Annotated in this window: 5 protein-coding genes; all 5 read left to right on the top strand. The window is 40.0% G+C overall.

Going from position 1 to position 10,296, the window contains the following annotated elements; translation table 11 throughout:
• Nucleotides 1–98: 98 nt before the first annotated feature.
• The 5 genes from MWU82_RS03365 to MWU82_RS03345 all read left to right on the top strand — a co-directional run bounded on the left by MWU82_RS03365 (nucleotide 99) and on the right by MWU82_RS03345 (nucleotide 10,294).
• Nucleotides 99–668, top strand: a complete 570-nt coding sequence (locus tag MWU82_RS03365) for a DUF6268 family outer membrane beta-barrel protein (protein WP_281502393.1) — start codon at nucleotides 99–101, stop codon at nucleotides 666–668.
• 431 nt (nucleotides 669–1,099) lie between these two features.
• On the top strand, nucleotides 1,100–5,266 hold the full coding sequence (locus MWU82_RS03360) for a two-component regulator propeller domain-containing protein (protein ID WP_247095219.1): 4,167 nt from the start codon (nucleotides 1,100–1,102) through the stop codon (nucleotides 5,264–5,266).
• Between the two features lie 352 nt (nucleotides 5,267–5,618).
• Nucleotides 5,619–6,878 (top strand): prolyl oligopeptidase family serine peptidase, encoded by a 1,260-nt coding sequence (locus MWU82_RS03355; RefSeq protein WP_247095218.1) that lies wholly within the window; start codon nucleotides 5,619–5,621, stop codon nucleotides 6,876–6,878.
• A 47-nt stretch (nucleotides 6,879–6,925) separates the two neighbouring features.
• On the top strand, nucleotides 6,926–8,737 hold the full coding sequence (locus tag MWU82_RS03350) for an alpha-L-fucosidase (protein ID WP_247095217.1): 1,812 nt from the start codon (nucleotides 6,926–6,928) through the stop codon (nucleotides 8,735–8,737).
• Between the two features lie 18 nt (nucleotides 8,738–8,755).
• Nucleotides 8,756–10,294, top strand: a complete 1,539-nt coding sequence (locus tag MWU82_RS03345) for a sialate O-acetylesterase (protein ID WP_247095216.1) — start codon at nucleotides 8,756–8,758, stop codon at nucleotides 10,292–10,294.
• Nucleotides 10,295–10,296: the final 2 nt, after the last annotated feature.

The following is a 10,296-nucleotide window of genomic DNA, read 5'->3' as shown; positions in this document are numbered from 1 at the left end:
GGTCAACATGCCCCGGAATGGGGTGGTCAACATACTCAGGAATGCCATGGTCAGTTTAAACCGGAATTAGGTGGTCAATATCACCGGATTTTCCACTCATGGCCCAATCCCAGATTTCCTCAAATTTTGATGAAATGGACTTTAGTGAAAAAGACCTGTTCTTTAACGGCGCATTAATATTCGACAAATTAAACGAAGAAAAAGGATCCATGTGGAGTTTCGGAGTCATTAATGATGCCCAGTACGGACTTTACTTTCCTATACCCACAGTTTCATACACTAAACGAATCAATGATTCCTGGGCTTATAAACTGGGGGTACCTGATAGCCGAGTAAAATGGACCTGGAACAAAAACAGTAGTTTTGAAGCATTTACTGCTTTGGACGGATTTACTGGCAATATTAATGATGATATAGAGATATACAAGGAGGATTATTTGGGAACTCTACGACAAACCAGTGTGGTAAGCGGATTGGAATATAACTTCAATTTTTGGCGCAATTTTCAATTGAATGCAAAGGGTGGCTATACCCTTTATAATCATATGGAAGTTCAGGGTTATGACAACGAGGAGGTTTATGATTTTAACATGGTTAATGGTTGGTATTTCAATGTTGGTATGAGTTATAAACTTGGAAAAAAGGTGAAACTAAAAAGTCCGTATTAAGCTTGATCAGCGGCAACTAAAATTTTGTGTAATGTAGTTTCAACGGGTTCAACTATAGAAAGTTGAATCCGTTTTTTAATTCAACAGGAAGAGCGTAGAATTTAACCTCCTTTTTAGGAATAAGGTCTATTGTACTCCTGGATTTTTGAATGGCTTTTTACGCAAAAAAGGGATTTAGAATTTCTTGCTTTAACTTTGAATTTGAAGGAGAAGGTATGTACTAATGTCCATGGTAAATTCATGGTAGTAATTTAGAAACCCAGCCAAAAAGGCGGGGTTCGTTCTACTATCGCATTGCAATGGGCCTGTACCTTTTGAAATATAGGTCCTGTGAATAAATTAGGCTTTATGACCCAACACATTTATATTTGCTTATATCCTATGATAAAACGTATTGGACGCCAGTATTCTGCAAAGATTTGACCAAAGGAATGAGAGGAAATTATAAGCAAGTTGGGTTACTGTTTTTTTGGGGAGTCGTAATTTTTAGCTTTACGGCCCCATTCTCCCTGTATTCCCAAAAGTTTGAAAGGTTTTCCAATCAGCAAGGTTTTAACCAGAATACCATTAATTCCATAGTACAGGATCGGTACGGATTTCTATGGTTTGGTACGCCAAACGGACTCATTAGGCATGATGGTTATGAATTTAAAACCTATACCACCCAATCCGAGAGCAACGGAAATATTCTTAGCAACGACGTTAAACAGTTATTTAAGGATAAGGATGGGTTACTGTGGATAGGAACTACCCTTGGCCTTAATGTTTATATTCCATCACTCGAAAAATTCCTAACAGTACCCCTAAATCATAGGCTTAGTATTAGTAGGATTAGTTCCGGACCGGATGGCAAAATCTGGTTTTCCGGTGAAAATGAGTTATATGTGTGCCAACTTACGGATATACAGAATGGCGTCTTCCAGGTTTCTCATAACATCCTTGAATCATATCCTCAAGTTCCTTTCCTAAACGATTTCAGGTTTAGGGATAAAAATTCTTTAGTACTGGCTACTGCTATGGGCTTATGGAATTTATCCCTTGGAACCCGTGTTTCTGGCGGTGATATGGAGATTAAGGGTTTGACCCAATTTAAGACTTTGGAAAATGAGGCCGTTTCCTGTCTCGTGAATAGAAATAATATTTTTTGGATCGGTACCGAAAAAGGCTTGTACAAGGCATCTTTTGAGGGTGAAAAGGCACACATTATCACCAATTTTGGTAAGGATAAAAAATTAAATTCCAAAAGCGCTATCATTATGGTAGACGTTATTTTTGAAGACCATTCCGGCAGTGTGTGGATCGGCACAACGGATAACGGACTCTTTAAATATGTGGAAGATGAGGATAGTTTTAAACACTTTGCCTACGATCCCCGAAATACTTTTGGTATAAGTAGCCAAAATATTAATGCTCTTTTTCAGGACGATTTTAATGTGTTGTGGGTGGGTACGGCCCAAGGAGGAATAAATAAATTGGACCTTAGCCAGAAACAATTTAAAAGCTACTCCAACAATCCCTATGAGCGGCAGTCCTTGACAGATAATTTATTGACGGCGATTCTCGAAGACAGAAATGGAAGGTTATGGTTGTCCGGTTACAACACCCCACTTTTCAGAAGTACCACTACGGTAAATGATGAAACCTTAAACTCGCTTAAGTTTGAAAATTTGGAAAATAGAATTCCTATTTCCGATATGGATATTGTTCGCAGCATTTATGAGGACAAAAAAGGTTATTTATGGTTTGGCACGGACAATTCAATTGTAGTGTATAACCCCTCAAGAGATCAATTTAAAAAAGTAAACTTGGCAAAGAGTGGAATTCAAATTTTCAATAAGGGAATTCGAAGTATTTGTCAGGTAGATGAAAATGAAATTCTACTGTTAGGGAGCCAGCTTACCATTGTGCAAAATCCATGGGCAATAATTGACAGTAATAAAAACCCGGAGCTGGAGGTTAGGTCGACTATTTCCTTAGAAAATGAAATTGGCCATACCTTCATTAAGACCAAAGATGGGTCATTGTGGATCGGCACCAAAAAAGGCTTGATAAATGCAAGTTATAACGGTAAGGAAATTAAGATTCACCATAAGTACTCGGACAACAAGAATGACAAAATAAGATTAAGCTATGAGAATGTTTTCTCCCTATATGATGATAATTCAGGAAATATCTGGGTAGGTACTTTTGGTGGTGGGTTGAATAAAATGACAATCGATAGTACTGGGAAGCCATCAGAAATAGAGTTCTTCCGAAAAAATGATGTGTTACCGGACGACGCCATCTATGGTATTTTGCCGGAAGGGGATAACTTTATATGGTTAAGTTCCGATATGGGATTATTGAGATTTCATTTAAAGGACAGTACTATAGATGTATTTGATGTGCGCGATGGTCTCGCCCAGAATAACTTTAGGCAAGGGGCTTTTTTTAAGGGTAAATCGGGGTATTTTTATTTTGGCGGATTGAATGGGCTAACTATTTTTAGGCCAGAGGATATTAAACTTAACGATCAACCTCCAAAGGTTTTGATTACCGACCTCCTGGTAAACAATCAGCGCGTAAGAATTGGGGAAAAACTGAATAACAGGATAATCCTGGAGAGGTCTATTTCTGAGACAACAAGTATTGCCGTAAGCCAAAAGGAACAGTTTATTGCTTTTGATCTAGCCGTGGAGCACACTTCTACTCCTTCCAAAAATAAAGTAGCCTATAAATTGGAGGGTTTTAATGAGGATTGGGTAACCGTCAACGAAGGCAAAACCACCGTCACCTATACCAACTTGCCCGCTAGCAGTTATGTGTTCAAGGTAAGGGCGGCCAATGGAGACGGCATTTGGAGTACAGAGACCAAGACCTTGAACCTTAAAATATTGCCCCCTTGGTACCAGACATGGTGGAGCTATTTGCTGTTTACATTGCTCACCGTGGGTATAGGAATAGGAATAGTCGTCTATTTTTCACAACATGAGAAATTAAAACAACGGTTGAAATTTGAAGAATTGGACAAAGAACGGGTGCATACCATCAATCAGGGCAAATTTCAGTATTTCACCAATATGTCCCATGAATTTAGAACACCGTTGACATTGATTGCGGGCCCTTTGGAGCGGTTGCTTACTCGAAATACAGATCCAGAAAACAACAAATATTTAGCACTGATCCAGAAAAATACCAAAAGGCTTTTAAGCTTGGCAGACCAATTGATTACGTTTCAACAAGCGGAACAAGGGAGACTGAAATTGAACTTAAGGAAAGAGACCTTAGGTGCTTTTATTAACCCCACCATTGAGGCATTTGAAAATTATGCCATTGAAAAGGACATCAATTTTACTTATAAAATTAGTTCACCGGACGAAGAGATCATAATCGATGTAGAAAAGACCGAACGTATTATATTCAATCTACTTTCCAACTCCTTTAAGAATACACCTGCCTTTGGCACTATCGGTATAGAATCAAGAATAGAATACGGGTCAGGGAAAAAACTGATTTATATAGATGTGGTAGACAGCGGTAAGGGAATACCTGAAGAAGATTTGGAAAATATCTTCGAACGGTTTTATCAATTGGGAAATAGGACCGATAAGGTAAGTGGAGGTGGGATAGGCCTGTCATTTTGCAAATCTTTGGTCAATCTACTCGATGGTAAGATTTCTGTAAAGAGCAAACCTGGTGTTGAAACGCGTTTTACGGTTGTTCTACCTTCCAAATCCCTGAATGAATACAAGGGGGACGAAATTGATTTTACCAAAAAGTCCTTTGTGGATGACTGGATCCCCCTGTCCTCTAATATTACTGAAGGAAACATGTCCTTGTCAACGGATAATAGTACTAAAAGGAAATATTCAATTTTGTTGGTGGAAAACGAAGTGGATGTACAGACCTTTTTAAAGGGTACTTTGTCTGAAAAATATAATATTGAAGTAGCGAACAATGGGATTGAAGGGCTCGAAAAAATTGGAAGTAATGAACCCGATCTGGTCATTAGCGATGTAATGATGCCCGGCATGGACGGTTTTGAATTGTGCGAGAAAATAAAATCCGATCCTAATCTTAGTCATATTCGTGTGTTACTCTTAACGGCATTGAACGAGAACGAAGATATGATCAAGGGACTCGAATTTGGCGCTGATGAATATATTGGCAAACCATTTTCATTGAGACACCTTGAGCTTAGGATAGAAAAATTGATTGAGACCAGAGAACGTTTAAAGGAATATTTTTCAAAGAATAGCAAGCTTCCCAAGAATGCCGTCGGTATTTCGACCAGGGACAAGGAATTTCTGAGCAATACCATTGCCATAATGGAAAAAAATATTTCGAATTCCAATTTTGGGGTCGAAGAGCTCGCCCAAGAAATTGGACTTAGTACCTCCCACTTTTACCGTCGCCTTAAACAGCTTACCGGTCAGGCTCCAAATGTCTATTTAAGAAATTTTAGATTGCAAAGGGCAGCAGAACTCTTAAACGATAATGAAGGTTATAATGTGGCCGAGGTCATGTATCAAATCGGTATCGAATCCAATTCCTATTTCTCCACAGCTTTTAAAAAACTCCACGGAGTTTCTCCTTCCGAATTTACCAAGACAAATTAAAGGCAAAAGTATAAAGGGAATCATATAGTCTACTTACCTATTTGGCAAATTATATTTAATGTCCCTTTAAATCATTCACATCGATTATTATAAACTATAACTTGGTTTTTAATGGTTGTTTTGTGTTTTAACATTATCCTATGGTTACAATAAAAGCGGATTGGTTGAAATAAGCAAAGGATTGGTTGAAAAGAGAAGGCCTTCTCCCAATTCCATAATTAGATTTGACCTTATTTAGTACCGTACCTCAAAATATATAAGGTCATGGTTATCAAAAGGTTTTAAATCAATAATGCGATATTTAAATTATTTGCTCCCAATACAGAATAAAACTACCACAAAAAGGTATGTCTTGGCGTTCCTTATTTTGTTTTTGGTCATTTGCAGTAGTGCGGAAGGTCAATCCAATGCTCTAAATGGACCACTTTGGGTAAAAAGTGAACTTGTAAAAGCTGGAGTGTTAAATACACCAAATTTTAGCCTTACCGATGATTTTGCAGCATACCAACAGTTTTCAAATATAAAAGGCTTGTTTTTTAAGGGACTGGATTATAACGGAAAACAGACAAAAGTGTTTTGCTGGTATGGGGTGCCTAACGGACTAATAAAAGGGGAGAAAAGGCCTGCTTTGGTTTTGGTTCATGGTGGTGGCGGCACCGCTTTTCCGGAATGGGTCAAGGAATGGACAGATAGGGGATATATTGCCATTGCAATAGCCCTGGAAGGCCAGGTTCCTGGAGAAAGAGTTGAACAAAGTAGTGGGGAAAAATTATGGCCGGGCCATGAATATTCTGGGCCGCGAAGAATAGGATTTTTTGAGGATGTTGTTACTAAAAGACTGCAGGACCAATGGTTTTATCACGCCGTTGCAGATGTAATGCTAGCCACCAGTTTGCTTAAAAGTTTTCCGGAAGTGGATGTTGAGAACATAGGTATTAGCGGAATTTCTTGGGGAGGCATTCTTACAAATGTGATTACGGGCATTGATGATCGTTATGCCTTTGCAATCCCGGTATATGGTTGTGGATTTTTGAATGAAACTCCCCATTATAGTCGCCTCCTAACCCTTTTGAACAAGGAACAACGGCAGTTCTACCTTCAAAATTGGGAACCTTCGTTGTACATCCCCTTGCAAGAACAACCTACTTTGTTTGTGAACGGCACCAATGATTTTCATTTCACTATGAACAGCTTCACAAAAACGTATCAAGCTTTCAAAAACGAAAAGTACCTCTATATTGAACATAATATGAAACACGGGCATAGCCCAGGTTGGGAACCGGAAGAAATTTACGCTTTTGCAGATTATGTTGTAAATAAGGGTAAGCGCCCATTATTGTCTAAGTTCAAGAAGTTAAGGAGAAAGAACGAATTGGTATATGGCTACGATGGAAAAGCAACAAAAGCTTTTTTGTATTATACCACAGATACGGCAGATTGGGGTAGGGATAATTACAAATGGCAGCAAGCCACTACTCGTTTGACCCATTCTAAAAAAAGAATATCAGCAACATTGCCTGAAAATTCACAGGCCTATTTTGTTAATATTATTGATCCGGAAGGTTATATGTATAGTTCGCCCATGAGAATGGTCGAGAAAAATAGCCCCTAATAACTTCGTCATTTAAAAAATTATAAATCTATAAATACAAGCAAACAATGAATTTAAAAATTGGGAAGAGGCAATCCATATTGCTATTGATGGCACTTGTACTGCAAGTTGGTACTATTTTGGGACAAGAAAAGCAAAATGGAAAGTCAATGGACGAAATGTGGGGCGAACAAAACACTTTGGGAGCGGATGCCCCCGCCTCCAGGACAGCACTATTTGATGATGGCAATTACGCCATGTTCATCCATTGGGGTATTTACTCCAACATTGCCAACAAATGGAAGGATAGTACCTATTACGGCATTAGTGAGTGGATCATGAATCCTAGAAGGGCCAATATTCCGGTAGATGAATATATGGCAGAGGCAAAAAACTTCAACCCGGTAAATTTTGATGCGAAGGCAATTGCCCAATTGGCCAAGGATGCAGGGATGAAATATGTTGTTGTTACCAGCAAGCACCATGACGGTTTTGCCATGTATAATTCCAAAAGTAATGATTTCAATATTGTAAAGGCCACTCCCTTTGCCAGAGATCCTATGAAAGAACTGTCAAAGGCTTGTAAAGAACTGGGCCTTGGATTCGGCTTTTACTATTCGCACAATCAGGACTGGACTTTTCCGGGGGGCAATGGAGGACCCAAGGTCAATGAGAAAGGCAAAGAAGTAGGTTTCGATTATTACTTTAAGAAAAAATGTCTTCCCCAAGTAAAGGAAATAGTTACGGAATATGGGGATATTGCCATGGTCTGGTTTGATACTCCCGGGAATATGGAGAAGAAATATGTAGCGGAATTGGTAGATGTAGTCCGCAAGCATCAACCCAATGCTATGATTTCTGGTAGGGCAGGCCACGGATTGGGAGATTATAAATCTTTGGGCGATATGAATATTCCCGTAAAAAATATTGGGGGCCTATGGGAAACGGTAGATGTTACCAACGACTCTTGGGGTTATGCTTGGTACGATCAGAATTGGAAGAGCCCTAAACGCATATTGAAGAGTATAATTTCTACAGTGGCTCGCGGGGGCACCTATATGTTGAATGTTGGGCCCGCACCCGATGGCAGTATTCCGATAGAGGCGCAGGAATCGTTAAGGGCTTCTGGAGAGTGGATCAGTAGATACCCGCAGGTAATTTATAAGACTGGGCCTTCACCTTGGGGACGAAAGTTGCCCTGGGGAGATGCTACCATAGCCTCAGATGGCAAGTTGAACCTCTGCGTTTATGAATGGCCATTGGATGGTAAATTGTGGCTTCCAGGCCTAAAGAATAATATAACTTCCGCAAAGCATTGGGTAAACGGAGAACAGCTAAAATTGGAGACCAGCAGGGACGGGAATTGGGCCAAATTAATTCTTCCGGCCAAACGTCCAGAAAACTTGATTTCCATTATAGAGGTTGAGCTAGATGGCCGTCCGGAGGTAGACACCAGCTCCAGTCTAGACCCCATTTTTGCTACGGTACTTCCTGTGGATTTCGCCACAGCGGAAGGTGTTGCCATCTCAGAAAAAAGGTGGATGGAAAAATTTGGGGAGTGGAAGCATATTGAACAGGCCCAAGATTGGACAGATAAGGGTAAAGTGACTTGGAAGGTAGTGGTGAAAGAACCCGGTTACTATCAAACGGAACTCAATTATGCGGGATCTGGCCGCTTGGTATGGAACATTACTTCGGATGAAGGAAACGTTGTTCAGAACCAACAGAACTCATCAGAGGTCTACAATTATTATGAAATGGGACTTCTAAAATTTGAAAGGATGGGAGAGCATACCATAACCGTTTCTTTGGTAGATGGAAATAGGAAAGGTGCAAGTCTCAAAGAAATACGACTGACTCCTGAGGAAAGTATGGAATAAAACTTATAATTTTGAAGAATGACGAAAAAGCCATTCATTTTAGTACAACTTGTTTTTCTATTATTTTATATATCAGTTGCACATTCCCAGGAGTTAAAACCATCCAATTTATTCTGCGATAATATGGTATTGCAACGTGGCATGGAAGTTCCTGTTTGGGGAGTTGCAGCGCCCAAGGAAAGAATAACGGTAAAATTTGCTGGCCAGACCACCTCAACAAAAGCAGGGAAAGATGGTAAATGGATGGTTGAATTAGAGCCCATGCAGGCTTCGAAAATACCTAGGGAAATGACTATCAGCGGAAAAACGGAAATAGTCTTGTCCAATGTGGTAGTGGGTGAAGTTTGGATATGTTCAGGACAGTCCAACATGCAATTTTCGGTAGACAATGTTCCTGAAACAAAAGCACTGTTGGCTTCTTCAAAAAATATTAGAAGTTTTGAGGTGAAGAGAACGGTTTCCTTTAAGGAAGAAGACAATGTTAGCGGAAAATGGGCAGATGTACCCCCAAGCAGTGCGGTTGCTTTTGGTTTTGCATACTTCCTTGAGAAGTCCGCTGATATTCCTATTGGAATAATACATGCCTCCTGGGGAAGTTCTTCCCTAGAAGCCTGGATGCCGCGAGACATGAGCAATGAGTTCCCATATTTTAAAGCTATTATAGAGGATTTAGACGCCGATACGGTAACCCGAAATAGAATCAATTCTGCCCTTTCCGGTGATGAAGGATGGTCTACCAAAGAGGATATTTTTATGCGGAGGCAACCCAATATTCTCTTTAATGCCATGATGAAACCCTTGGCACCTTATGCTTGTAGAGGATTGGTTTGGTACCAAGGGGAACGCAACACACGTTACTATTCCGGGGTACCCGAGGTAAACGAGGACAATTGGTACCATAGGGTGATAGGGATGAAAGAATATGGTGATGTTCTTCAATCATGGATCAGGCGTTATAGAAAAGAATGGAAAAATAATGAGATGCACTTCTCGGTAGTAATGCTTCCTGGTTATGGAAAGGGCACGAACAATAACCCGGACATAGACCCTAAAAGTCCTACCGCTTTATCTTGGGCATGGATGCGCGAGTCGCAAATGAAGGTATTGGAACTTCCTTATACCTCTGTTGTCAATACCATTGATCTAGGGGACGAAACAAATGTTCATCCCAAGGATAAACTTCCTATTGGCGTTAGGTTGGCACTGCAAGCAGAAAAAGAAACCCTAAATAAGGATGTTGTTGCAGAAGGCCCCATTCTAGACGAAGTAAAGGCACAAAACAATGCCCTTGTAGTTTATTTTAAGAATGCCCATGGATTAAAAACTATCGATGGAAAAGCACCTACGGGATTCTGGATTGCTGATGGGTCCATGCAATGGGAGGTGGCAGAAACTGAATTGGAAGGAGAAACGGTAGTGTTGTCCAATGATAAAATAAAGAAGCCGCTCTTTGTGCGATATGCCTTTGCCGGAAAACCTGAGGTAAACTTAGTTAATGGGGCAGACTTACCTGCCTATCCTTTTAGGACGGATAATGAAATTCCTCTGGATGAATAAAT

This window comes from Arenibacter sp. S6351L (genome assembly GCF_023016025.1).
Taxonomy (GTDB): domain Bacteria; phylum Bacteroidota; class Bacteroidia; order Flavobacteriales; family Flavobacteriaceae; genus Arenibacter; species Arenibacter algicola_B.
Note: the sequence above shows the minus strand (reverse complement) of the source record. Positions and strands in the feature narration are given on the sequence as shown.